Consider the following 21,647-nt stretch of genomic DNA (forward strand, 5'->3'; position numbering starts at 1 on the left):
TACCGCAGTGTTAAGGCACTGCGGTAAAAATACTAAATTGTGGAACAATCAGTCCTGTTAGACCCTATTTAATTTGGAAAAGAAAAATATACTTTACCAATAGTCTTTCTTGATGCCAGTGCAACAAAGGCCTCTTTTGCTTCCTCAAGTTGAAAATTGTGATCGGCAAAGATTTTAATTTTGCCTGTGCTTACTAATTCAAGAAATTCGGGTAAGCTTTCCGTAATTTTTTCAATTGGCAGGGCAGGGTAGGCAAAACCGGCCAAGGTTTGATTTGACCATATTAATTGGCGGACTTGTTCTGTTGTTATAGTGTCGTTATAATTTTTTGAACCAAATAGCACAATTTTGCCATTAGGTGCCACTAGTTTAAAACTTTCTTCACCAATACTGCCCAAGAGCATTTGCAACACTACATCAACCCCTTTTCCGGAGGTTGCTTCTTTGACTTTTTCGACCCAATCTGAAGCGGAATAATTTATTACCACATGGGCACCTAATGATTTTATAAGCTCTAATTTATCGTCGGAGCTGGCGAGGGCAATAATGTTTTTTATGCCGAAGTGTTTTGCCAACTGGACCAAATAAAGCCCGACGCCACCAGCAGCGGCTTGTATAAGAATGCTTTCGGGAGCATTAGGAACTACTAAATACTTTAGCATAGTATAGGCTGTCATGCCTTGTATCGGAATTGTGGTGGCCTGACCAAAGGTTAATCCATTCGGTATTGGAATAAGTGTGTCAGCTTTGGCCGTACTGTATTCGGCAAAGCCTCCGCTTATTGAAAAACCAGTTACTTTGTCTCCAACGGCTAAATGAGTCACTTCTGAACCGATTTCGGCTACTTCACCAGCTACTTCGAAACCCATTACAAATGGTATTTCTTTGCCAAAGGTTAAATAATTGCCATGAATTTGCTCTACTTCGGCATAGTTAATTCCTGCTGCTTGCACTTTAATCAGTACTTCGTCAGTTAATGGTTTTGGCGTTGGGAGGTCTATTTGTAGTAAACTTTCCACTCCGTTGAATCCTGTTAATTGAATTGCTTTCATAAATATATTTGTTTAAATGTTACTTTATTAATAATGGACTAAACAGTCCAAAATAATATCTAAAAAAAAAGACTCCGCTGTAGAATCTTTTTGAGTTATGTTATTTTACGTCTAAAGAATAATGAACTAATCAGTCCACAAATGTATGATATATTTTTATATATGGACTGATTGGTTCAAAATAAATTTACTTTTCATTTATAGTGTAAACTTTCTTACTGGAAGTAATTATAAAATCTAACGATCTTCTACCGGGTCCTTCAAGGAGGAGGAAAAGACAAGTTAAAATTTGAGCATAATCGGAACGTATTTCGTGGAAGATCGCCCAAATCCCCATTTTAGGTGGTGCAGGAGGCATTGGTAACGGGCTTGTACCATAGTAGAGTGCAATTTTAGTGGTTAGTACAGCTACAATCATTTGTACAATGAAGTACAATGAAACAATGCGGGTCAGGAGGCCAAACAAGAGCAGAAGACCACCGATAATTTCACCCACTGCAATTAAATGAGCCAGTGTTTCGGGATTAGGGAAACCTAATTTTGTAAATCGGCCTACTCCTTGGTTTGGATACACAAATTTAAGGATGCCTTCCCATAAGAATACGCTTCCGGCCATAAGGCGCAACAGTATAATATTTGACTGTCCTGTTACCGGTGGATTTAAAAACCAATCCATACTTTTTTTCATTTTTTCGTTTTTTAATTATTAATAATTTTCAAAACTGCTACTTTTTAGTTTGTTTATAAAAACAATTACATTAAAGACTTCTTTTACGGGATTAAGTAGTCGATTATCATGGAATAAGTTCTATTGATGTAATAAAATTTCATAATACAGTGGTTTATTTAACTTTGAAAAAAATAATTTGAATGAAACGGTTCTCCTATAAATACCATTTATTTTTTTGGTTCTTTATCTATGCTTTATGGGTGTTTGCCTTTCATAGTTATGCTGTTTCCATTACAAAGACGCTTACTGTAGAGTTTTGCTATTTGTTATTCATTACAGCCGATTACTATGCTATCAGCTATTTTACCATTCCGCTGTTTTTGCAAAAGAAGCGATATGGTTTGTTTGTTATAGTCACGTTGTTCATCACTGCCTTTTCTGCTTGGCTGCGGTCTATGCTTGCTGTTCAAATGAGCTATTATTTTTTTAATCCTGGTTTGGTTTTGGACTTTACCAGCCTTTATATAAATTCGTTTCTGTACATTTTATTTTGGGTTTTACTTATTACTATTGGTAAGATGCTAATTGATAAGATGCAGCATCAGCAAAAATTGGAATTTCTTGAGACGGAGAAAACAAAGAATGAGTTGGACTTTTTAAAAGCACAAATAAATCCACATGCCCTATTTAATTCCTTAAACACGATTTATGGCCATATTGACCGGAAAAATGAAACAGCCAGAAACATACTTTTGCAATTTTCTGAGCTGCTTCGTTACCAATTGTATGATTGCAGCGCCGATAAGATTGCTTTGGAGAAGGAAGTTGATTATATAAAAAATTATATTGCTTTTCAACAATTGCGCAAGGACAGTAACCTTGAGGTGAATCTTGCTATTTCGGTACCTACGACAGAGTTAAAAATCGCACCACTGTTATTGGTTGTACTGCTTGAAAACGCTTTTAAGTTTGTCAGTACTACTTCGGAAGGAAAAAATTCTATTTTAATAGAATTGCAGTTAACGGACAGTTGTTTACGGTCCACTATTAAGAACACAGTTGATTCGGCGGTTGATTACAGCAATTCTTCGGATTCAAGTGGTATTGGTATTATTAATCTTAAAAGGAGGTTGGAATTATTATATTCTGCGAAATACAAATTTACCAGGGGTATAGAAAACAATGAATATGTAGCTAATTTAATTATTGACTTATCATGAAGCTGAACTGTATTATTATAGATGATGAACCGATTGCCAGAAAGGTTTTGGAGGAGTTTATTGAAGATATTGATTTTCTTGAATTGGTTGGGCAGGCCGAGAACCCGTTGAAAGCGAGAGTACTGCTTGATTCTCATGCTGTTGACGTTATTTTTTTGGATGTTAACATGCCCAAACTTTCGGGTATTGAATTTTTAAAAAGCAGTAAAACAGAAGCAGCAGTTATCATGACCACTGCTTATACAGAATATGCTGTGGAAGCTTATGGTTTGGATGTGCTGGACTATTTGGTTAAGCCCATTGCCTTTGACAGATTCGTGCGGGCCTGTACAAAAGTTAAAGAAGTTGCTTCTATGAAGCGCGTAAGTCCCGGTAAACCTGATTTAGAGGAGAATTATTTTTTTGTGAAGTGTGACAATCAAATTGAAAAGGTATACTATCAGGAATTAATTTATGCTGAAGCTATGCTTAATTATGTAATGTTGCATACAACAACAAAGAAAATGATGGTTTATATCACCATTAAAAGTTTGGAAAATCAACTGCCGGCATCGCTTTTTGTAAAAGTACATAAGTCCTTTATTGTTAACCAGACAAAGGTAGTAAGTATTGAAGGCAATATATTAGATGTCGGTACCACCAAAATTACCATAAGCCAGAATTTAAGAGAGAAAGTGTTGCAGCAGATTATAAAGGATAAAATGATTAGAAGGTAACTATTATTCCCAAAACCTAAATTATGTGCCCGACTTTTTAGTTATTCTGTTGTCGTTTATTATGCTTTTTGTTTCTATAATTTCATTTAGCTGTTTCATAAAATCTATGTCATTTTTAAATGTTCCGTGATTTTGATAAATTCCTGAAAGAGAATTTAGTTCTTCCATTTCTTCGTTGTAACTTTCAATTTTGTCAGCAAAATTCAGTTTGTTTTTTACAATTCGTCCACAAGAAATAGCAGAATTAACTCTTTTGTTGCATCGACAATTATTATACGGATTATAAACTCCACAATTTGAGTTTAAAAATTCTCCAATCCGTTTTCTTGATAGTTCAAGTCGTTTTCTAAAATTTTCAGGTGTTGTATTGGTAATGTTTGAAGCAACATTACTTTTTATTTTAAAAATACTACCAAGTATAAATGCTATTCTTAAATCCCGGTCTAAACATTGCAACATTGCCATAGTACATCCTGTTTTCATTTCTTTTTCTAAGAGATTCTTGTCGGCTAAATCATAACTTGTTGGTTCTTTGATTGCTTTTAAATCGTCTGCAAAAACCTCAAATGAAGTCAATGTTTTTTCAAGATTTGTTTGTTTCAGATTTATTAAATAATTCGTTGCAACCCTATAAACATAAGTATTAAACTTGCTTTGACCATTGAATTTACTTAAATTAGTAATTACTTTGATTAGTATTTCTTGTGTTGCATCTTCAGCGTCCATTCTGTTCCAGAGAAAGCGAAGTGATAAATTAAAAATTAACGGTTGAATTGCGTTAATCAATTTCTCAAAGCTTTGTTTATTTCCTTCAATACACGATTTTATAAGTTCTTTTTCTTCCATTATTTAAAAGTAATAAATTAGGGTTTACCATTAGGCAAACCCTAATAATGTTTTTTAATTGTTACCAAGTAAGAATTGTCCGTGAGGATTGTCTTGTATCATAAGCCAATTACCGTCTGCCTGCTTTCTTAAAATGGCAACTGATAGACCGCTTTGTTCTATTTTAGTGCCATCAGGAAGTTGTCCAACCATTTTCCAAGGTGCAATATGAGTTGCAATATTGCCTGAAATATATATTTCGTGACTGCTAAAAGTATATTGAGGGTTCATACCAACAAATTGAGTAAAGAAGGCTCTTAAAGCTTCTTTTCCTTGAACGGGTTTCAGAGGTTCAAACATTACAATAGCATTATCTTCATAAGTAGCTAAAACTCCGTCAATGTCTTTGTTTTGAAAAGCCGTTACCATTTTTTCAATAGTGTTGAATACTTTTTTCTGTTCATCGTTAAAATTGTTTTCCATTTTTTTGTTTGTTGTTTGAGTTGTTTGATTGTTTTTTACCTTTTGTTTTGTCTGTGCATTCCCATTTGAGATAATTCCAAATGTTAATACAATTAATAAAATACTTGTTTTTTGCATATTTTTTGTTTTAGCATAGTCAATTCATTTTGGCTACATTATTTAGACAGGTAAAAGTGGCAACTGTGAATTTTACAAAGGATTTTTTACGGCAAGCTGAAGCTTAACTATCTTGTTTACACTTTACGTTTTTGTGTTTTGGTTAAAAAAATGCGTTAGTGTAATGTAGCTGACAATTTAGTTTGATATTGAACAGTAATTTTGTTTAAAATTTAAATCTAAATAAAATGAAAAAGACAATTTTACTGATCGCGTTTGTGTTTACCACTTTAGTAGTACAAGCGCAAAGTTCAGAAGTGTTCAGCAACAAAAAAGGAGCTATTAACGGTTACGATGCAGTGGCTTATTTTACTGAAAGTAAAGCTGTAGTTGGCGACACAAAATATTCCACTAAATGGAAAGAAGCTACCTGGTATTTTTCTTCCAAAGAAAATTTAACGGCCTTTAAAGCCAATCCTGAGAAGTATGCTCCCCAATTTGGCGGGTATTGTGCTTACGGGACTTCGCAAGGACACAAAGCACCAACTGATCCGGAAGCGTGGACCATAGTGGATGGTAAACTCTATTTAAATTATAACAAGGATGTTAAAAAGAAGTGGAGTAAAAATCAAAAGGAGTTGATTGAACAAGCCAATGCCGAGTGGCCAAAAATAAAAGATGCTACTGAATAAGCAGCAATTATAAAAATCCTTTTGTCCTTTTGTTGCAAGGGGATTTTTTTAATTTATAACAAATAAAGCTCTGGTAAAAAGGGTATTTGTTTTTATGGTAGTTAGCATTGCTTACTGCCATTTCGTGTTTAAGTTGCATTAAAAAAAATGTTTATGAATCAAGATTTTTCAGCATTAGTAAAATATATTTCCAGACACATACAGTTAACTCCTGAAGAAGAAATTTATTTTTGCTCGTTATTAAAATTAACTCACGTCAAGAAAAAGCAATTTATTGTTCAGCCGGGATTTGTTGCTAATTACAGAAGCTATGTTTTAAAAGGCGCGATGCGCGCTTATCTGGTTGATTCAAAAGGGCAGGAACATACCATTGCCTTTGCCATTGAAGATTGGTGGATATCTGATTACAGCAGCTATATCAATCAGGCTCCTGCTACTTTAATTGTCGAAGCCATTGAAGACACTATTTTGATTCAATTGGATTATAATTCGGAGCAACTTTTGATGGAGGTTGTCCCTAAATTTGAACGTTTTTTCAGAATTATCACCCAACGTTCCTTTTCCTTTTTGCAGCAAAGAATGTTATCTAATCTGAGCAAATCAGCTGAGGAAAGATACGAAGAGTTTGTGCACAAGCATCCTTTGATAGTTCAGCGGGTGCCACAGTATGCGCTGGCTTCCTATTTGGGTTTTAGCACTCAATTTTTGAGTAAAATCAGAAATGGGAAAACAAAGAAAAGTTAATCTAGTTTACCTTTATTTTTTAATCTAGTTGATTTTATTTGACGAGCATTACTTTCACTTTTGTATAGTCAATTTTGACACCTAAATTTTAATACAAAAGTAACATGTCAACACAAACCCACACCGTAACTTTTAAAGTACCTACCCGAGACGAAGTGTCTCCCACCAATCAGGCTATTTTTGATCATATGCAAAGTGCCTTTGGAAAAGTGCCGAACCTTTACGCCACTTTTGCCCTTCATGAAAATGCTTTGGAAGATTATTTGTCTTTACAAAACAGAAAGACAACTCTTGATTCTAAAGAGAAGGAAATTATTAACCTAGTAGTGAGTCAGATTAATGATTGTAAATATTGTACTGCTGCCCATACTGCTGTTGGCAAGATGTATGGCTTTACGGACGACGAAATTCTAGCCATCCGCAGAGTTGATATTAGTTTTAATGACAAGTTTGATGCTTTAGCCAAATTTGTAAAAGAGACTACCATAAGTAGAGGCAGGGCTTCTGAAAAAGCGTTAAACACCCTTTTTGCAAGCGGTTATACTACAGAAAACCTAATTGATATTATTGTTTTAATAGGAGATAAGGTTATTTCGAACTATCTGCACAATACTACCAAGATCCCTGTTGATTGGGATGCGGTGCCTAATATTTAATATTTGGGTCGTTATGAGTATAGAATATGTTCGGTTTAGAGTTGATGAAAAATTGCGGTCGGACTTTATTAAGACAATAAAGCAGGCTTGTATTATCCTTGAAGAATTTGGTGAGACTTTGGATGTAGAATTTTCGCAAAATACAGATGATGCGTCCTTGTTCACTTGGAGGGTAGTTTGGCCGTCTAAAGAAGTTCATTTAGAACAATTCAGAAATGACAGATTGTATCATGATTTTCATCAACTGGTTGAGCCTTATCTTTTTTTGATTCTTGAAATGAATCACTATAATAGAATTTAAAATTTACGAAATGACTATGGTGTTTTGGCACCATAGTTTTTTTAATTGTGCGCAAAGGTTTTTACTCCAGCGCAATGCATAACTAACAGTTCTTATTACAATAATAACATCATGAAAACACTTTGGTTTTTGGAAGACATTAACATGTATAATATCATTTGTCCTCCAAAGTTTAAGGAGTATAAGAAAGCGCATCCTTTGTTGAGTTATAAAAAAAAGGATTATATCTATTTTGAAGAAGACTCTGCAGATAAGCTGTACCTGATTGATAAGGGAAAAGTAAAGATTGGTCATATTGATGAAGAAGGAGAGGAAATCATTTTGGCTATTTTGTCCAATGGCGACATTTTTGGTGAGAAAGTACTCTTAGGAGAACATGTAAGAAAGGAGTTTGCTCAGGTAGTGGAGGAAGGTACCTGTCTTTGCCCGGTGACAGAGCACACTATGGTCAATTTAATGCGCGAAAATGTTGATTTTTCGCTTTTCATTTATAAATTTTTAGGATTCCGTTTTAAGAAGACAGAACGGCGATTGGAAATCTTATTGTTTAAGGATGCCAAAACGCGACTCATTGAGTTTTTGAAAGATCTAGCGGATGAGTTTGGCTATAAAAATGCCGTTACCGGAGATATGATCATCAGGCATCCTTACAGTCAAAAGGAAATGGCTGCTTTAATTGGGACATCGCGTCCCACCCTGAATCTTTTTCTAAATCAATTAAAAGCTGAAGGTGTTTTAGCTGTTGAAAGGAAGGAAATTATTTTAAAACATGCACTTTTGGTTAGCTAGCTAACAATTTTTGTTTTTTCAGCCAGCTACTTTTGTCTCTCAAATTTAAAAATACAGATTACTATGAAAAAAAGTTTATTAACGTTGTTAGGTATTGTCGGCCTAGTAAGCGTTTCATGTTCAAGCGACAGTGATTCAAATTCAACTGCTAATGATATTAACACAGCCCCTAAAGTTAGTGTTGACCGTTTTAGCGCAGCTGCTGGTCATTTAATGGTTAGAAATGGTTCAAATGGTTTGCCGGCAGCTAATGCGCCAATTAATTTTGATAATGGTCCTTTTATAACGTTGGGGCTTGATAAAAATGGAAATCATGTAGCCTACTACAACTTTGATGTACAGCCAACGACTCCACAGCCCATTTATGTTTTCTTCAAAATGGATCAAAGTACCCCAATAGCCGGGCAAAATAACATTATTAATACCATTCCCGGTGATGCTAATTACAATGATTTTTGGTTAGTTAATAAGGTAATTGTACCGGATAACTATGTTCCAAACTCTATCACTAGTGCCACTGAAGTTTTGGCATCCAATTACACTATAGTTCCTACTAATGCTATTGTAAATTGCCCTGTTGTACCTTTTGGCTCAACCGCCAACAGAAGTAAAGTGCCCGCACAAGCCAGCGTATTGACCTTGGGTTGGTATAAGGATAAAGCAGTTGCTTATTTTAGTTTTGAAGAAGCTCCTTTAACGACAACTGGTTCGGGTTTGGTTCCGCTTTCTCCGATATATGTTATGTTCGCCATTAATCCGGATAGCAGTAACCCTGCCTCGGGACCTGCTTCCGGGTTTAGCGTTGAAGGTACAACACAGCAAACACACAATGTTATTGCAACTGTTCCGGGTGATGCCAGTTATTCACCGCTTTGGAGTGTTTTGGTCTTAGATAATGCCAATTTTTCGAATGTTTCGAGCTTGGCTACAGCTGCCAGTTTTACAAGTACTCCGGCAGGAGCTAATGTAAATTGCCCAGTTGTAAGATAATTGATTTATTGGTTGATTGATTATTGTTGTAGAGCTATTTCGATAAAATGGAATAGCTCTATTTTTAAGTCAACTGCTGATGAAACATAAAAATTTATTTAATGCGAGTGTCCTTTGTATTTATGTTGTGTTTTTTTTGGATTCATTCTTTTTCCCAAGAAGCTAACTGTTTTGATGTTGCCCGAAGAGGTAGTTTGGCTGACCTGGTGGTTTTGTATAACTCAGACAAGAATGTAGTTGATGCTATTGATGCCAATGGTTCCAGTATGTTGATTTTGGCTGCCTATTACGGTAATACCGAGGTGGCTGTTTTCTTAGCTGATAAAGTTAAGAACATTAATTATGGTTCAGGCCGGGGGACTGCACTTATGGCGGCAGTTGTTAAAGGAAATATTGTCATTGCAAAGAAATTACTGGAAGCGCATAGTGATGTTAATGCTGTGGATGCTAACCAGTCGAGTGCGTTGCATTTTGCTGTTCTGTTTAAAAATGTTGAAATGCTTAGGCTCTTGCTAAAATTTAATCCAAATCTTAGTTTGAAAGACAGTAGTGGTGCTACTGCTTTTGAACTTGCAGCCAAATCGAATAATGAGGATATCATTGCCTTACTAAAACACTAAATACTATGAATAAACTTTTCATTGCCTTGTTACTACTGCTAAGTTCGTTGGGATTTTCGCAACAAAAGAGCACTGGTTTAGTGACGCTTAACAGTTTGATGTCGGCTACTATTACTTTGAATAATACCACTTCGACTGTGACTTTAACTTTGACGGGTCCTAATGACCGATGGTTTGCCCTTCAATTTGGTTCGTTTGCTTCTGGTGACGGTATGCTGGCGGGAACAGATGTTGTTTATTGGAATAATTCTACGTTGGTTGATGCCAGGCAAAATGGAGTTGGTGTTACACCTAGTGTTGACGCTGTGAATAATTGGACATTAGTTTCTAATACCAATAATAGTCCATCAACTGGTTTACGCACGGTGGTGTTTACCAGGCCTTTTACTACCGGTGATGCTAACGATTATGTTTTTACTTATGCCAATTCTTCGATTGACTTAGCCTGGTCGAGAGGAAATACTACGGGATACACTTTGGCCTATCACGGTGGCAACAGAGGTTATTCGATTGATACTCCTTTTACCACTTTGGGAGTTGATGATTTCTCTTTACGCTCTACGGTTGTTTATCCGAACCCATCGTCAGGAAATTTTACTTTGATTAGTAAAGTTCCTCTTGTTTCTATTGCCGTTTATACTCAAACGGGAGGTTTTATTACCCGTTTTGATGCGAGTAATTATGACAATACTATTGATTTGAGTGATGTGGGAGCAGGTGTTTACTTGCTGGAATTGTCTGATGGCCAGTCTGTTTTTTGGAAAAAAGTCTTGATTGACTAATTTAATTTTAAAAACTAATTGATGAATAAAGTAACTAAAAGGATACTTCTAAGTGTTGTGATTCTGGCTCTCGTGGGTTTCCTAGGATATCAATATGCACTAACTGCGGGGAGTAGAAACCTTGAAAGTGAAGCCGCAGCTTTTGAATTAATGAGTAAAACCTGGAAGCAAGAATTTATTACAAACCCCGATGCAGCTACCAAGAAATATATCAACAAAGCTGTTGAAGTAACTGGCGTTGTAGCTGCTATAGACCAGAACGTATTGACACTAGAGGATGGTGTTTCATGTCAGTTTACTGCTGTAGGTTCGATAAAAAAGGGAGACAAAATAAAAATAAAAGGCAGGGTCACTGGTTATGATGATTTGTTGGAGGAAGTAAAAATGGACCAGTGTCTTGTGCCTACTAATAACTAAATTAATGAAAAATATTAAAATACTATATTGTTTACTGTTGCTCTTTTCGTTTACTCCTTTGTTTGCTCAGGATGATTTGCTAAATGAATTGAATGACAATAAAAATTCTAAAAAAGAGGTTGCTGATGCGGCTTTTAAGGGGCTACAAATTACAACAATGCAATCGACGAAGCTGGCTGCTAAAGGTGAATGGTACTTTTTGGTATCGCACCGTTTTGGTGATCTTACCAATGGTTTGGATAATTTTTTCGGACTGGATAATGCGCTGACCAAAATTGGTGGATTGTATGGTGTACGCAATTGGTTGACCGTGGGGTTTTCGAGGCATACATACAACAAAACCTATGAGTTGTCGGGAAAAATCAGGTTTTTGCAGCAAGAGGTTGATGGTTTTCCGGTTACCATTGTTGGCTATACTACCATGGATATTAATACTAAATTAAAAACTGATGTTTATCCGGACTTGAAAGGATCTGATCGCTTGGCTTATTCTTTTCAATTGCCCATTTCCAGAAAATTTTCTAAATCGTTTTCCTTAGAGGTCAACCCTATCTACATTCACAAAAATCTCATTGATCCCAATTTCGAAAAAGAAAATCAGTTTTTAGTTGCCGGTGGTGGAAGGTATAAACTTTCGAAAAGATTAAGTCTTAATCTTGAGTACGCTGGCAGGATTAATGAGGTAGAGCATGATTACTATCACAATCCCTTAACTGTGGGTTTGGATATTGAGACCGGAGGACATGTTTTTCAGCTTGTTTTTTCAAATAGTCAGGCCTTGAATGATGTTTCTTATTTTACGAATGCTCTTGGTAAGTGGGATGATAAAGGTATTTTCTTTGGTTTTAACATTTACAGAGTTTTTTAAATTATAACTTATGAATAAATTACTAGTGTTTTTAGTACTAGCCTTTTCTTTTGCTTCTTGTGAAACGAGAACTTATGATGAAATTTCGGGTATAGCGATATCCAATCCAACTTATGTTGCCAATATTAAGCCTATAGTTACTGTTAATTGCCTTGAATGTCATTCGAGCGGTATCCAGTATCCTAATCTTGAAACTTATGATGAAGTGAAGGAACAAATCATTAATGGCAATTTACTGTGCAGAATTAGTGGTCAGAGTTGTGGCGATAGAATGCCGCTTGGAGGGCAGTTACCCCAAAATCAAATTGAGGCCATTACTTTATGGAGTCAGAACGGATTTATTAATCAATAATTATTTGAATGAAAAATTTATGTTTTTTACTATTGTGCTTAGTATTATCAGGCACTTTGCAAGCTCAAAAAATGATTACCCGATCGGGAGAATTAAAGTTTGAAGCTTCTATGCCCGCTTTTGAAGAAGTGGCTGCAACAAATACTACTGCCTCCTGTATTTTTGACAAAGCTAGTGGTGACTTTGTTGTTTTGGCTTTGGTTAAGGCTTTTCGGTTTAAAGTTCCGTTGATGGAAGAGCATTTTAATGAAAATTATATAGAGTCGTCTTCTTTCCCTAAGGCTACTTTTAAAGGTAAGGTTTTAAATTTTGATGCTTCAAAAGGGGCTATGACGAAAGGGACTTATGATGTTGAAGGCGATTTAACTTTACATGGCGTGACCAAGAAAATTAAAGCTAAAATTACGTTCACACCCGCTAATGGTAAATTAGTTGCAAACAGTTCTTTTAACTTAAAACCTCAGGATTTTGGCATCAAGATTCCTAACGTTGTTAAAAGTAAAGTTTCTGATAATGTTAAGGTTTACTTGAATTTTGCTCTTGAAGATAAATAATTTTCATTGTTTGTTTAGACTTAATTGTTCTAAACCGGAGTAACGGAGCGTAATGCACTCCGTTATTTTTTCTTTTTTACTAACTTTATTATTTTATTATGAAAATTATAAATTCCAAAATTCATGGTTTTTTAGATTATGTGGTGGTTGCTTTTTTATTAGTCTCGCCGCATTTATTTAACCTGCCTGCGACTACTTCGCTTTTTACTTATATTTTAGCCGGTATCCATTTTGTATTAACTGTTTTAACTAATTTTGAGTTGGGACTCTTTAAAGTAGTTCCTTTTGAAGTTCATGGTACAATTGAGGTTGTAGTTTCAATTTTACTTGTTATCGCGGCCTTTGTTCTAGGTGTAGTTGACAATAGTTTAGCCAGAAACTTTTATTTAGGGATTGCTTTAGTGGTTTTTTTGACGTGGTTGTTTACAGATTACGGTAGTTTTAAAAGATATTGGTAGCTATGAATACAAAGATTCGTATTGGGATATTAGGAATAGGAGGTGTTGGTGGTTATTTTGGTGGTAAGTTAGCGCAAAAGTATGCTACTTCTAAGAGTGTTGAAATAGTCTTTATTACTAAAACGGCAAATGCTATTATTATTAAGGAGCATGGCCTTACTTTATTAACCCCTACCTCGGAATATTTTGCTTACCCTGGTCTTGTTGCCAGTACTTCGAATGAGGTTGGTACGCTTGATTATTTGATTTGTGCCGTCAAGAGTTATGACCTTGAAGAAAGTTTATTGTCTTTAAAAAGCTGTATCACGGAAAAAACGATTATCCTTCCTTTGTTAAATGGCGTTGATGCTAGGGAACGAACTCTAAAAATCTATCCAGCTAATCAAGTTTTGGATGGGTGCGTTTATATTGTTGCCCAGCTAGTTGCACCCGCTACAGTACAAGTTAAGGGAGATTTGCATAGTTTGTATTTTGGTTCTGCTACTGTTTCGATGGAAAAACAAAGTGAATTTGCTGCCATACTTAGTGTAGATGGTATTGACTGTTACCTTTCGCGCAATATTGAGCAATTGCTTTGGGAGAAATTTGTATTTGTTTCTTCTTTGGCCACTTTGACCAGTTATTTGAATTTGCCCATAGGTTCTATATTAGAAAATGAAGAGTATGCTACTTTGTTGCGAGAATTGGTTTCAGATGTGGCTAGTATTGCTGAATCCAATGGCATTTTACTTCCTAATATTGTTAAAATTACAATGAAGAAAATTTTTGCTTTGCCCTATAGTGCTACTTCCTCGATGCATAATGATTTTCTAAAAGGGGGAAAGACTGAATTTCAGACTTTGACTGAATATGTGATCATTTCGGGACTTAGATTAGGTGTGCCAACACCGGGATATGATTTTATTATGTCGACTTACTCTCAATGGAAATTGGGTTATCAGTTGAAATAATAATTTAATTGTGATATTGCTAAATGATGAAAAAAGTATTGGTACTTCTTGTTTTTTCTCAATTTGTTTGTGCCTCCATTTGGTTTGCCAGTAATGCTGTTATGGCAGACATTGTTCAAAGCTTTCAGCTTACTTCCGGTTCTTTAGCTTATTTAACCAGTTCAGTTCAGTTTGGATTTGTTGGTGGTACTTTTGTGTTTGCTTTTTTTAGTTTGGCAGATCGGTATTCTCCTTCGCTTGTTTTTTTTCTAAGTGCCTTGGTGGGTAGTTGCTTTAATCTCTGTATTTTGTTTGAAGGAAATGGGATTTCGGAGTTGTTATTGTTTCGTTTTGGAACCGGTTTTTTTCTGGCGGGCATTTACCCTGTGGGTATGAAAATTGCGGCTGATTATTATCAGCAGAGTCTAGGTAAATCATTGGGTTTTTTAGTTGGAGCTCTGGTACTTGGTACTGCTTTTCCTCATTTTTTAAAAAGCGTTACCTTTACTTTCGATTGGAAATACGTTATCATTATTACCTCGGGGTTGGCTATTTTTGGAGGATTATTGGTTTATTTTTTTGTTTCTGTTGGGCCTTATCGCAAACCTTTTCAAAAAGTAGTGGGTTCAACATTATTAAGTGGTTTTAAAGACAGGGAGTTTCGTGTTGTTGCTTTTGGTTATTTTGGACATATGTGGGAGTTGTATACCTTTTGGGCTTTTGTACCAGTGATGCTAACGGCTTATAATTCTTATTACACAAATGCTTCGTTGAATGTTCCTTTTTTCTCCTTCCTGGTTATTGCCGTTGGTGGGATTGGGTGCGTGCTGAGCGGTTTGTTTTCACACTATTTTGGTGTGAAAAGAGTTGCCATGGTTTCGCTCTTATTTTCCTGCCTTTGTTGTTTGTTTTCGCCCCTGTTCCTGCTCCATCCTTCGGCTGTTGTTTTTATTCTATTTATGCTATTTTGGGGATTTTTTGTCATCGCTGATTCTCCTTTATTTTCAACTTTAGTTGCTCAATTAGCCCCGGAAGCAACGAAAGGCACTTCACTGACTTTTGTTACCAGTTTGGGTTTTGCTATTACTATTGTGAGTATTCAAATCCTCAATGAATTAACTGCTATAGTAGACAGCCGTTTTGTTTACATGGTATTGGGCATTGGGCCAATATTAGGTCTTGTGGCGATGCTGAAGAAAAACCCGTTATCTGCTTAATGGAGCGGAAATGCTTATCTGTATTAAGTATATTAGCTTTTTATTAAACTGTAAATTAATTGAAGTTTGAGACCACAGTCACTAAGCGTTCGTAAACTAAGCAATCAGGCCGTTATGCCTTTTGACTTATTATTGTTGGCCGATGAAACGGTGGAGGCTATTGAAAAGTACCTCGATAAGTGCGACTTATATGTAGTTCAAACGTCTGCAGCGAGTACCGCCATAGCTGTTTTTGCTTTATTAAGACATACAGATGATGAGGTAGAAATTAAAAATATGGCCGTTGCACCTGAGTTTCAAAATTCGGATGTTGGAAGCTTTATCCTTGGAGAAATTAAAACTATCGCCCTGCAACAAAATTACAAGCAAATTATTTTGGGTACGACTGACGTTGATTATGGTCAGCTTCGATTTTATTTAAAAAACGGTTTTGTTACCTATGCCATTAAAAAAGACTTTTTTATAGACAACTACCCAAAACCAATATTCGAAAATGGGACGATGTTAAGAGATATGGTTATGCTAAAAAAGGAACTCTACTAAAATTTGAACTTCAGTTTGCTGCTCTGGCAAAACCAACTGTTTCTCTGTACATTTTGAGGAGAAACATCGGCATTGTTCTTAAAGAAGCGGCTAAAATAATGTTCATCGTCATAACACCTAACTCGTAGGCAATTTCCTTTACTGTTTTAGGTTGTAAATTGGGAGTTCATTAATCATTTTAAGTATACTTTCGGGATTCATATACCTTTCTTTTTTGGGATTGATAGTGATGTTATTGGCGCCTCTCCAATTATCCCGTCCGAGATTTTGTCTGACCCATTTACTCCAATCGAGCAACTGATAGCCAAGACCATGATTGATACAAACTCTATCGGTATTGTATTCGAACTTATCGACTTGTTTTTTAGAAAAAATTTCAATTCCAATAATATTGAACATTTTTCCAAAACCTTTTTGCCTGTAGTTGGCTATATGTGCTAATTCGTGGCCCAGTACTCCGATTTGAGCATTAAAGCTTAGATTTTTGAACAAAATAGGTTCTAAGTAAGTATTTGATTGTTCACTGATAGTGACACAATACTTTCTTTTTTTTGCCGAAAGGAGAAAGCTTAAGATGTTTGGTTTGGAGGTTAGCGGCGTTTTAGTTTTTTTTACCCGAAATTCAATCTGCGTATCTTTTAATTCCGGGTAATAGGATAGCGCTATCAAAATTTGAGCTTCGTATTTTTCGGGTATGACTTTGTTTGTTCCAAAATCTTGCTTCCAATTTTGCAATGTTTCTTTTGGGAAGGTTTCAATAGAAAAATTTTGAGTAATAGTTTGTGCAGAGGAATTCAACATAAAGAAGGCTACGATACCTAAATATAAAAGCTTTATTTTCGTTGTTATCATGATTTGATATGCTGAAGTCAAAAGTTAAATCCGATATAGCATTTGCCAATTTGAAACTCTATTTACTGTTGGATGTATCAAAAGGGTTAAACAACTATTTGTTCTAGTTTATTTTCTGAAGTAACTAATTTGTTGCTGTTTCTGATATAGAATATTATGTCGTTAGCAATTTCTTTTTTCAACTTTAATGGAAAACTATGAAGCGACAGTTCGCTGTCAATAATAGTTATTTTATTAGTATCGAAACCAAAACCTTCATTTTTATTAGGAGAATTTAGAACAATTAAATCAAAATTTTTCTTTTTTAATTTACCAATGGCATTTTCGTGAATATTGTTAGTTTCTAAAGCAAATCCAACAGCTATTTGGTTGTTGCGCTTTATTTTTCCAAACTCATAAGCGATATCTCTATTTTTCTGAAGTTCAAGAGAAGTATTGTTTTCGATTTTCTTTATTTTAATTTTCGAAGTTACTATGGGCGTATAATCGGCTACTGCTGCACAGAAAATAGCTATATCGATAGTCTTAAAATATTTTTCGCATTCTGTAAACATATCGTTACCGCTGATTACTTGTATTATTTTATTTTTTGGAAATGAAGAATTTATGGACACCGGTCCGCTAACCAAAATGACATCGGCACCCATTTGATGCAGTGCTTCGGCAATGGCATATCCCATTTTTCCGGTACTTTCGTTAGAAATGAATCGGACAGGATCAATATATTCTCTTGTAGGTCCAGCAGTAATTAGTATCTTTTTTTTGAAGAGCGTATTTTTCATGTTATTACTTGTATTTTAACTGTATTAGTTTTGTATTGTTGCCTGAGTAGCAGCGGTTGTTACTCCGTTTAAAGATGACTGCGAATAGGCAACCACAGTAAAATCTGATGGTAACCATTCTTTCGGAAAATCAAATTCAACAGCATCCATCTTCTTTTTTTGTAAAGGCACTGTTTTAAAACCTACAACTATATTATAACTGGTTTGTTTAAGCCCGCTGTTTTCGCCTCTTTTAATTGCCGTGAATTCTTTTTTCTTAACCAATGCTACATTCACAACACCACTTTGGGAAATACTTTTTACATTATAGTTTATTCTTAGTTTTCCGTCAGTTACTACAGCCTCACTAATTGCTATGTTTTCTTTAGAAGGATTTGCTAGTTCGCGGGTTACTTTATTTTGTATTTCGGATTCTTTGCTGCCTATCAATTCGTATTTACCATTGATAATGACTTGAGGGGTATACGTTCCTTTCGTATTCATTTTTTTTGCATAATCTCTTTGTCTATTTGAAAATTCGGCTTTACTGAAAGGATCTTTCCAACCGATGTAATTCCAATAATCTACATGAAACGCCAATGGAATAATATTGGGATTGTTTTGTAAGGCATATTTACCCAGTACGGCATCGGCAGGAGGGCAGCTGCTGCATCCTTGTGACGTAAAAAGTTCGAGAACGGCGAAGCCCTTGTTTTCTGATTTTTCTTCTTTTTTCTGAATTAGCTTTTGGAGTGTAAAGCTAGATAATGTAAGGCTGATGATTACTATTCCTGAGTATAGTATCGTTTTGGTGATTGATTCTTTCATTTTAATTTTTTCTCAAAGTTACACTTGTGAAAAAAGGCAAAATGTCGCATATATTACAAATAGGCTTATTTTAAGCCTAAATTAACTTGTTCAGTGCAATGAGTTTTTGTACTATAAAAAAAGCATTGCCTGCAAAAAAAGGCAATGCTTACTAATTAATTGAAGATGCTGAAAACAGTAATTAAGCGCTTAGTGTTTTTAAGGCATCCAGTATTTCTTTTGGTTCTATCCTTAAGCTGTAGTCTCCTCCCTCTGATTTTGCAAAAGTAATTATACCCTCTTTGTTAATTATAAACACCGCAGGTATTGGAATGTCTCTTGACTGATCATCGTAATGAGCATAAAAATCGACACCCAGTTTGCTTGCGGAATCGATTGCTTCTATTGAATTCTTGATAATGGTTGTATAGTGTTTTGCTGCCTCATTTCCTTTATCGCTTAAGACTTCAAATTGCAGTTCCTGTTTTTCTTTCATCGATAATGAACTGTCAGGATTCTGAGGAGAAATTGCTATTAAGTTAGCTCCCAACTCTTTAATTTGGGGTAGTATTCTCTGATAGGCATTTAAAATTAAATTGCAATACGGGCACCAGTTTCCTCTGTAAAATGTGATTACTACAGGACCATTCTTTAAGAGCTCTTCCAGCGAAACTGTTTTATTTATTGCATTTGTTAAGCTGAACAATGATGCTTTGTCGCCAACCGCTACTTTTAACGGATTACTGTAAGTTACCCCCAATTGCGCTGCGTCACTGGTAAAGACATTTAATAATTCTGCCGGAATCATTGTAGCCAGATTTGATTTTAAAACTGTATTTTCATCTTTGTAAACAGGAATTTGATTTGTTTTTGACATCGTATTTTGTTTTTCTAATTGGTCACTATTGACAATGCAAAGTAGGGATATGTCTATCAGATATAAAATAAACTACATTAGGAAATCTAGTTAAACTAGTTTACTATTTTTATTTTAAAATGGCTTCAATGATGGTATGATTATGGGTGTTATTGCTATTGTAGTTTTACTTTATTAGCGATGTAACGATACTCTGGTGTAAATCCGTTATAGCTGTGTGCATCAGCTTTAACTTCTTCGATATAATGTAGCTTTCTGGGTGTAAGTTGATTTAGCCATTAAGTTATATATTTCGTTTGCAGGCATTTACTCGTTGTTCCATCTTTTGTATAATGTAGAGGCTATGTGCCCCCCAAAACCAAAAGTATTGTTTAATCCAATTTTAATGTCTTTTATTTCGGCTGTATGTAAGACAAAATTAAATTTGGTTCCGTAATCTTCATCAATACTTGTAGTATTAATTGTAGGTGGAATAATGCCATTTTTGATACTTAATATCGTAATAATGCTTTCCACAGCACCGGCTGCCCCTAAAAGGTGACCTGTCATAGATTTAGTGCCGCTTATTGCTAATGAGTCTCTGTTACCGAATACTCTTCCCATAGCTTTTAGTTCACTTAAATCGCCCATGTGTGTGGAAGTAGCGTGAGCATTTATGTAGTCAACTTGACTAGGGGCAATGTTGGCTTCCTCTAAAGCATCCAGCATTCCTAAGTAGGCACCTTCTCCTTCCGGATGAGTACTCGTTAGGTGGTAAGCATCTGCCGCTATTCCTGAGCCAATTATTTCGGCTACGATTGTGGCTTTGCGACTTAAAGCGCTGTCTAAGCTTTCTAAAACTAGTGCTCCGGCACCCTCTCCTAACACAAAACCATCACGGGTTGGGTCGAACGGTCTAGAAGCAGATTGATAGTCCTCATTTCTTGTAGAAAGGGCTCTTGATGCGTTAAAACCACCAATAGATGCCTCATTAACGGCGGCTTCCGAACCGCCAGTAATTATTATGTTGGCTTTGCCTAATCGAATATAGTTAAATGCGTCTATGATGGCGTTGTTGGATGAGGCGCAAGCACTCATTGTACTAAAGTTTAAACCATGTAAACCATAACGTATAGAAATAATCCCCGATGGTATGTCAGCAATCATTTTTGGAATAAAAAATGGATTAAATCGTGGTATGCCGTTGCCTAAGACATATTCTGCTATCTGCTCTTGGAAAGTGTTGATACCACCAACACCTGATCCCCAAATTACACCAATTTTGTTTCTGTTTAGCGTATTGAAATCGAGGTTAGCATCGAAAATGGCTTCTTCAGTGGCGGCAACTGCGTATTGTGTAAACGCATCGTATTTGCGAACTTCAGATTTTTCGAAATATTTCAAGGGATTAAAGTCTTTTACCTCGGCAGCAAACTTAGTTTTGAAATTGGTTGTATCAAAACTTGTGATTGGTGACACACCACTTTTACCGGCCACTATATTTTTCCAAAATGTTTCGATATCATTTCCCAACGGGCTTACTACACCTAAACCAGTAATTACCACTCTTTTTAATTCTACTTGCATTGTTATTATTTTTTAGAAAGCTTTTCTTTAAGCTCTTCGATTTGTAGTTCTAAATCTGCTATATATTTTTTTTGCGGTGCGAATGCTGTTTCTATTTCTGCCGCGGTGAAGCGTGGCGTAATATGTTGAGGACAGTTCCAGTCAAACGCTTTGATATTGAATACCATCATTCGCTCGGGTCTAAATTTATAGTCTTGTGGTTTTAATTTCTCGTATAGGTCGGGAAAGTCTTTAAGTTCCTTGATTTCTATTTCTGCATAAATCTTTAATCTAGCTCTTTGTGGATAGGACATTAGCATTAATGCCACCTTGTTGTGTTGTGACACATTCCCTAATGATATGTATTGCTTATTCCCGGCAAAATCTACTATACCAATGGTTTTTTCGTCGATAATCTTTATAAAACCTACCGGGCCACCGCGATGCTGAATGTAAGGAAACTCGTTAGCTCCAAATGAAGCCATGTAAAAGCTGTCTCGCTCACTGATAAAAGAAATTTCATCGTATGATAAACCTTCTACAGAAGACCGGCCTTCCATGTGGTCATAGCCACCACGACTGCCGTGTTCTTCCTGTAGTTTTTTAATCGCATCTGTAAAAGCTAACTTGTGATAGTTCATAATTATTAGGTTTAATGGTTGCTAAGTTGTTATTCACCTAATTTTTCTTTGACGGCTGTACCCGAAATTTTTATTTTCACTCCAAAAGGCAATTTCTGTACTTCCTAAACTGTTCTTGCTTGTCCATGCATGTAACTAAGCACTTTGCCACCAACTTTTGTAATAGAGACTACCAAAGTAACTATACCTG

28 protein-coding genes are annotated in these 21,647 nt (G+C 35.6%); 18 read left to right on the forward strand and 10 right to left on the reverse strand.

The features are described from left to right. Window positions 1-68 precede the first annotated feature (68 nt). Together B3C16_RS11025 and B3C16_RS11030 are read right to left on the reverse strand one after the other, a co-directional pair. Entirely contained in the window at window positions 69-1,052 is a 984-nt protein-coding gene (locus B3C16_RS11025; RefSeq protein ID WP_291131621.1) for a quinone oxidoreductase family protein, read from the reverse strand. A gap of 187 nt (window positions 1,053-1,239) precedes the next feature. Continuing rightward, on the reverse strand, window positions 1,240-1,740 hold the full coding sequence (locus B3C16_RS11030; protein WP_291131623.1) for a DoxX family protein: 501 nt from the start codon (window positions 1,738-1,740) through the stop codon (window positions 1,240-1,242). 362 nt (window positions 1,741-2,102) lie between these two features. Here B3C16_RS11030 and B3C16_RS11035 point away from each other — a divergent pair, with 362 nt between their 5' ends. Both B3C16_RS11035 and B3C16_RS11040 read left to right on the forward strand, forming a co-directional pair. Continuing rightward, a complete protein-coding gene (locus B3C16_RS11035; RefSeq protein WP_291131625.1) occupies window positions 2,103-2,942 on the forward strand; it encodes a sensor histidine kinase in 840 nt (279 codons plus the stop codon). Next, entirely contained in the window at window positions 2,939-3,658 is a 720-nt protein-coding gene (locus tag B3C16_RS11040; protein ID WP_291131627.1) for a LytR/AlgR family response regulator transcription factor, read from the forward strand. The genes B3C16_RS11035 and B3C16_RS11040 overlap by 4 nt, the downstream gene beginning before the upstream one ends. A 21-nt stretch (window positions 3,659-3,679) precedes the next feature. On the opposite strand, the gene B3C16_RS11045 is transcribed toward B3C16_RS11040, so the two are convergent. Together B3C16_RS11045 and B3C16_RS11050 are read right to left on the reverse strand one after the other, a co-directional pair. After that, on the reverse strand, window positions 3,680-4,504 hold the full coding sequence (locus B3C16_RS11045; protein WP_291131629.1) for an RNA polymerase sigma factor: 825 nt from the start codon (window positions 4,502-4,504) through the stop codon (window positions 3,680-3,682). 54 nt (window positions 4,505-4,558) lie between these two features. After that, window positions 4,559-5,083 (reverse strand): YybH family protein, encoded by a 525-nt coding sequence (locus B3C16_RS11050; RefSeq protein ID WP_291131631.1) that lies wholly within the window; start codon window positions 5,081-5,083, stop codon window positions 4,559-4,561. Between the two features lie 227 nt (window positions 5,084-5,310). Here B3C16_RS11050 and B3C16_RS11055 point away from each other — a divergent pair, with 227 nt between their 5' ends. The 16 genes from B3C16_RS11055 to B3C16_RS11130 all read left to right on the forward strand — a co-directional run bounded on the left by B3C16_RS11055 (window position 5,311) and on the right by B3C16_RS11130 (window position 15,974). Next, window positions 5,311-5,754, forward strand: a complete 444-nt coding sequence (locus tag B3C16_RS11055; protein ID WP_291131633.1) for a YHS domain-containing (seleno)protein — start codon at window positions 5,311-5,313, stop codon at window positions 5,752-5,754. A 153-nt stretch (window positions 5,755-5,907) separates the two neighbouring features. After that, complete coding sequence (locus B3C16_RS11060) at window positions 5,908-6,498, forward strand: Crp/Fnr family transcriptional regulator (protein WP_291131635.1); 591 nt, start codon at window positions 5,908-5,910, stop codon at window positions 6,496-6,498. Between the two features lie 104 nt (window positions 6,499-6,602). Beyond that, the gene (locus B3C16_RS11065; protein WP_291131636.1) at window positions 6,603-7,154 is read left to right on the forward strand and encodes a carboxymuconolactone decarboxylase family protein; all 552 of its coding nucleotides are present in this window, start codon (window positions 6,603-6,605) and stop codon (window positions 7,152-7,154) included. A 13-nt stretch (window positions 7,155-7,167) separates the two neighbouring features. After that, window positions 7,168-7,455: a hypothetical protein gene (locus tag B3C16_RS11070; protein ID WP_291131638.1), complete on the forward strand. Its 288-nt coding sequence runs from the start codon at window positions 7,168-7,170 to the stop codon at window positions 7,453-7,455. Window positions 7,456-7,566: 111 nt separating this feature from the next. Further along, the gene (locus B3C16_RS11075) at window positions 7,567-8,244 is read left to right on the forward strand and encodes a Crp/Fnr family transcriptional regulator (protein ID WP_291131640.1); all 678 of its coding nucleotides are present in this window, start codon (window positions 7,567-7,569) and stop codon (window positions 8,242-8,244) included. Between the two features lie 63 nt (window positions 8,245-8,307). Beyond that, window positions 8,308-9,234: a hypothetical protein gene (locus B3C16_RS11080; protein ID WP_291131642.1), complete on the forward strand. Its 927-nt coding sequence runs from the start codon at window positions 8,308-8,310 to the stop codon at window positions 9,232-9,234. 101 nt (window positions 9,235-9,335) lie between these two features. Continuing rightward, entirely contained in the window at window positions 9,336-9,854 is a 519-nt protein-coding gene (locus tag B3C16_RS11085) for an ankyrin repeat domain-containing protein (RefSeq protein ID WP_291131644.1), read from the forward strand. A gap of 5 nt (window positions 9,855-9,859) precedes the next feature. After that, the gene (locus B3C16_RS11090) at window positions 9,860-10,636 is read left to right on the forward strand and encodes a T9SS type A sorting domain-containing protein (RefSeq protein ID WP_291131646.1); all 777 of its coding nucleotides are present in this window, start codon (window positions 9,860-9,862) and stop codon (window positions 10,634-10,636) included. A gap of 21 nt (window positions 10,637-10,657) precedes the next feature. Continuing rightward, window positions 10,658-11,053, forward strand: coding sequence for an OB-fold protein (locus B3C16_RS11095; RefSeq protein WP_291131649.1), 396 nt, complete (start codon window positions 10,658-10,660; stop codon window positions 11,051-11,053). A gap of 4 nt (window positions 11,054-11,057) precedes the next feature. After that, window positions 11,058-11,921 (forward strand): DUF5777 family beta-barrel protein, encoded by an 864-nt coding sequence (locus B3C16_RS11100; protein ID WP_291131651.1) that lies wholly within the window; start codon window positions 11,058-11,060, stop codon window positions 11,919-11,921. 10 nt (window positions 11,922-11,931) lie between these two features. After that, on the forward strand, window positions 11,932-12,273 hold the full coding sequence (locus B3C16_RS11105; RefSeq protein ID WP_291131653.1) for a hypothetical protein: 342 nt from the start codon (window positions 11,932-11,934) through the stop codon (window positions 12,271-12,273). Window positions 12,274-12,281: 8 nt separating this feature from the next. Next, window positions 12,282-12,827 (forward strand): YceI family protein, encoded by a 546-nt coding sequence (locus tag B3C16_RS11110; RefSeq protein ID WP_291131655.1) that lies wholly within the window; start codon window positions 12,282-12,284, stop codon window positions 12,825-12,827. A 98-nt stretch (window positions 12,828-12,925) separates the two neighbouring features. Then, window positions 12,926-13,285: a hypothetical protein gene (locus B3C16_RS11115; protein ID WP_291131657.1), complete on the forward strand. Its 360-nt coding sequence runs from the start codon at window positions 12,926-12,928 to the stop codon at window positions 13,283-13,285. Between the two features lie 2 nt (window positions 13,286-13,287). Next, complete coding sequence (locus B3C16_RS11120) at window positions 13,288-14,235, forward strand: ketopantoate reductase family protein (RefSeq protein ID WP_291131659.1); 948 nt, start codon at window positions 13,288-13,290, stop codon at window positions 14,233-14,235. Between the two features lie 26 nt (window positions 14,236-14,261). Further along, entirely contained in the window at window positions 14,262-15,431 is a 1,170-nt protein-coding gene (locus B3C16_RS11125; RefSeq protein WP_291131798.1) for an MFS transporter, read from the forward strand. 114 nt (window positions 15,432-15,545) lie between these two features. Continuing rightward, window positions 15,546-15,974 (forward strand): GNAT family N-acetyltransferase, encoded by a 429-nt coding sequence (locus B3C16_RS11130; RefSeq protein WP_291131661.1) that lies wholly within the window; start codon window positions 15,546-15,548, stop codon window positions 15,972-15,974. A 138-nt stretch (window positions 15,975-16,112) separates the two neighbouring features. Here the strand turns inward: B3C16_RS11130 and B3C16_RS11135 are convergent, their stop codons facing one another. From B3C16_RS11135 to B3C16_RS11160, 6 genes are all read right to left on the reverse strand, one after another. After that, window positions 16,113-16,826, reverse strand: coding sequence for a hypothetical protein (locus B3C16_RS11135; protein ID WP_291131663.1), 714 nt, complete (start codon window positions 16,824-16,826; stop codon window positions 16,113-16,115). Window positions 16,827-16,912: 86 nt separating this feature from the next. After that, on the reverse strand, window positions 16,913-17,608 hold the full coding sequence (locus B3C16_RS11140) for a phosphopantothenoylcysteine decarboxylase (protein ID WP_291131665.1): 696 nt from the start codon (window positions 17,606-17,608) through the stop codon (window positions 16,913-16,915). Between the two features lie 24 nt (window positions 17,609-17,632). Then, window positions 17,633-18,415: a DUF1223 domain-containing protein gene (locus tag B3C16_RS11145; RefSeq protein WP_291131667.1), complete on the reverse strand. Its 783-nt coding sequence runs from the start codon at window positions 18,413-18,415 to the stop codon at window positions 17,633-17,635. Window positions 18,416-18,596: 181 nt separating this feature from the next. Then, window positions 18,597-19,271, reverse strand: a complete 675-nt coding sequence (locus B3C16_RS11150) for a peroxiredoxin-like family protein (protein ID WP_291131669.1) — start codon at window positions 19,269-19,271, stop codon at window positions 18,597-18,599. Window positions 19,272-19,577: 306 nt separating this feature from the next. Next, window positions 19,578-20,837 (reverse strand): beta-ketoacyl-ACP synthase II, encoded by a 1,260-nt coding sequence (gene fabF, locus B3C16_RS11155; protein WP_291131671.1) that lies wholly within the window; start codon window positions 20,835-20,837, stop codon window positions 19,578-19,580. A 5-nt stretch (window positions 20,838-20,842) separates the two neighbouring features. Continuing rightward, window positions 20,843-21,457 carry a pyridoxamine 5'-phosphate oxidase family protein gene (locus tag B3C16_RS11160; RefSeq protein WP_291131673.1) on the reverse strand — a complete coding sequence of 205 codons (615 nt, stop codon included), beginning with the start codon at window positions 21,455-21,457 and terminating at the stop codon, window positions 20,843-20,845. Window positions 21,458-21,647: the final 190 nt, after the last annotated feature.

Origin of the sequence: Flavobacterium sp. UBA7682, from assembly GCF_002482945.1 — a bacterium.
GTDB lineage: Bacteria > Bacteroidota > Bacteroidia > Flavobacteriales > Flavobacteriaceae > Flavobacterium.

What these genes read in the sequence shown, in the direction of transcription:
- B3C16_RS11025 (WP_291131621.1), bottom strand. Translation starts at nt 1,052, where the DNA reads ATGAAAGCAATTCAATTAACAGGATTCAACGGAGTGGAAAGTTTACTA.
- B3C16_RS11030 (WP_291131623.1), bottom strand. Translation starts at nt 1,740, where the DNA reads ATGAAAAAAAGTATGGATTGGTTTTTAAATCCACCGGTAACAGGACAG.
- B3C16_RS11040 (WP_291131627.1), top strand. Translation starts at nt 2,939, where the DNA reads ATGAAGCTGAACTGTATTATTATAGATGATGAACCGATTGCCAGAAAG.
- B3C16_RS11045 (WP_291131629.1), bottom strand. Translation starts at nt 4,504, where the DNA reads ATGGAAGAAAAAGAACTTATAAAATCGTGTATTGAAGGAAATAAACAA.
- B3C16_RS11050 (WP_291131631.1), bottom strand. Translation starts at nt 5,083, where the DNA reads ATGCAAAAAACAAGTATTTTATTAATTGTATTAACATTTGGAATTATC.
- B3C16_RS11055 (WP_291131633.1), top strand. Translation starts at nt 5,311, where the DNA reads ATGAAAAAGACAATTTTACTGATCGCGTTTGTGTTTACCACTTTAGTA.
- B3C16_RS11060 (WP_291131635.1), top strand. Translation starts at nt 5,908, where the DNA reads ATGAATCAAGATTTTTCAGCATTAGTAAAATATATTTCCAGACACATA.
- B3C16_RS11065 (WP_291131636.1), top strand. Translation starts at nt 6,603, where the DNA reads ATGTCAACACAAACCCACACCGTAACTTTTAAAGTACCTACCCGAGAC.
- B3C16_RS11070 (WP_291131638.1), top strand. Translation starts at nt 7,168, where the DNA reads ATGAGTATAGAATATGTTCGGTTTAGAGTTGATGAAAAATTGCGGTCG.
- B3C16_RS11075 (WP_291131640.1), top strand. Translation starts at nt 7,567, where the DNA reads ATGAAAACACTTTGGTTTTTGGAAGACATTAACATGTATAATATCATT.
- B3C16_RS11080 (WP_291131642.1), top strand. Translation starts at nt 8,308, where the DNA reads ATGAAAAAAAGTTTATTAACGTTGTTAGGTATTGTCGGCCTAGTAAGC.
- B3C16_RS11085 (WP_291131644.1), top strand. Translation starts at nt 9,336, where the DNA reads ATGCGAGTGTCCTTTGTATTTATGTTGTGTTTTTTTTGGATTCATTCT.
- B3C16_RS11090 (WP_291131646.1), top strand. Translation starts at nt 9,860, where the DNA reads ATGAATAAACTTTTCATTGCCTTGTTACTACTGCTAAGTTCGTTGGGA.
- B3C16_RS11095 (WP_291131649.1), top strand. Translation starts at nt 10,658, where the DNA reads ATGAATAAAGTAACTAAAAGGATACTTCTAAGTGTTGTGATTCTGGCT.
- B3C16_RS11100 (WP_291131651.1), top strand. Translation starts at nt 11,058, where the DNA reads ATGAAAAATATTAAAATACTATATTGTTTACTGTTGCTCTTTTCGTTT.
- B3C16_RS11105 (WP_291131653.1), top strand. Translation starts at nt 11,932, where the DNA reads ATGAATAAATTACTAGTGTTTTTAGTACTAGCCTTTTCTTTTGCTTCT.
- B3C16_RS11110 (WP_291131655.1), top strand. Translation starts at nt 12,282, where the DNA reads ATGAAAAATTTATGTTTTTTACTATTGTGCTTAGTATTATCAGGCACT.
- B3C16_RS11115 (WP_291131657.1), top strand. Translation starts at nt 12,926, where the DNA reads ATGAAAATTATAAATTCCAAAATTCATGGTTTTTTAGATTATGTGGTG.
- B3C16_RS11120 (WP_291131659.1), top strand. Translation starts at nt 13,288, where the DNA reads ATGAATACAAAGATTCGTATTGGGATATTAGGAATAGGAGGTGTTGGT.
- B3C16_RS11125 (WP_291131798.1), top strand. Translation starts at nt 14,262, where the DNA reads ATGAAAAAAGTATTGGTACTTCTTGTTTTTTCTCAATTTGTTTGTGCC.
- B3C16_RS11130 (WP_291131661.1), top strand. Translation starts at nt 15,546, where the DNA reads ATGCCTTTTGACTTATTATTGTTGGCCGATGAAACGGTGGAGGCTATT.
- B3C16_RS11135 (WP_291131663.1), bottom strand. Translation starts at nt 16,826, where the DNA reads ATGATAACAACGAAAATAAAGCTTTTATATTTAGGTATCGTAGCCTTC.
- B3C16_RS11140 (WP_291131665.1), bottom strand. Translation starts at nt 17,608, where the DNA reads ATGAAAAATACGCTCTTCAAAAAAAAGATACTAATTACTGCTGGACCT.
- B3C16_RS11145 (WP_291131667.1), bottom strand. Translation starts at nt 18,415, where the DNA reads ATGAAAGAATCAATCACCAAAACGATACTATACTCAGGAATAGTAATC.
- B3C16_RS11150 (WP_291131669.1), bottom strand. Translation starts at nt 19,271, where the DNA reads ATGTCAAAAACAAATCAAATTCCTGTTTACAAAGATGAAAATACAGTT.
- fabF (WP_291131671.1), bottom strand. Translation starts at nt 20,837, where the DNA reads ATGCAAGTAGAATTAAAAAGAGTGGTAATTACTGGTTTAGGTGTAGTA.
- B3C16_RS11160 (WP_291131673.1), bottom strand. Translation starts at nt 21,457, where the DNA reads ATGAACTATCACAAGTTAGCTTTTACAGATGCGATTAAAAAACTACAG.